Genomic DNA, 830 nt, shown 5'->3' with positions numbered 1-830 from the left:
TCCAGGTGGCCTCGACCTCCACATGCTCATCAGCGGCGAAGACCTTCCGGAGCCTGCGGTCTTGGGGTTCGGTGAGCAGGTCAGCCCCGGTGCGCAGCGTCCTGCGCGCCCCATAGAGGGGGTCCCCTGAACGGCCGCGGTGCCCGGTGGTCTCACGCTGGACCCGTTGCCTTGTCTGGTCCAACGCGTCCCCGGCCAGGGCGACCACATGGAAGGGATCCATCACCGCAGTGGCCTCGGGGAGTTCTTCGGCGGTGGCGGTCTTGAAGCCGGAGAACCCGTCCATGGCCACCACCTCGATGCCGTTGCGGAAGTCCTCGTTCTGGGCGTCGATCCAGGTCTTGAACACGGCCTTGGAACGACCGGGGACCATGTCCAGCAGCCTCGCCGGGCCAGTGCCCTCGCGCACGGGGGTCAGGTCGATGACCACAGTGACGTAGTGGGACCCCCTGCCGGTGTGGCGCCAGCAGTGCTCATCGACCCCGATGACCTTCACACCCTCGAACCGGTGAGGATCCTCAATCAGCAGCTGCCGGCCGGCGGCCAACACGGCGTCGTTGACGGTATGCCAGGAAGCCGCCAGGGCGGCAGCCACCCTGGCGATGGACATCCTGTCAATCACTACCGACTTCAGGGCCCATAGCACCGCATGCCTGCTCAGCTTCGTCCTGGGTGCCGCAGCCGTACTGGTGTCCTGACGCCAGACCCGAGCGCAGTCGGTACACCGGTATCGGCGGACCCGCACCCACAGGGTGGTCGGCCGCCACCCCAGGGGAAGATGCGCCAGGCGGCGGACCACCGTGCCCCGCGGGATGCCTTCACCGCCGCAG

The 830-nt window shown here is 68.1% G+C and carries 1 protein-coding gene; it reads right to left on the bottom strand.

Annotated features, from left to right (window positions below; genetic code table 11):
- Positions 1-830, bottom strand: an 830-nt coding sequence (locus ABD658_RS15270; RefSeq protein WP_344744968.1) for an ISL3 family transposase, incomplete at both ends; no start/stop codon positions are given.

Origin of the sequence: Nesterenkonia aethiopica (assembly GCF_039534665.1) — a bacterium.
Taxonomy (GTDB): domain Bacteria; phylum Actinomycetota; class Actinomycetes; order Actinomycetales; family Micrococcaceae; genus Nesterenkonia; species Nesterenkonia aethiopica.
The sequence above is the reverse complement of the archived record's forward strand: the minus strand, read 5'-3'. Positions and strand labels throughout refer to the sequence as shown.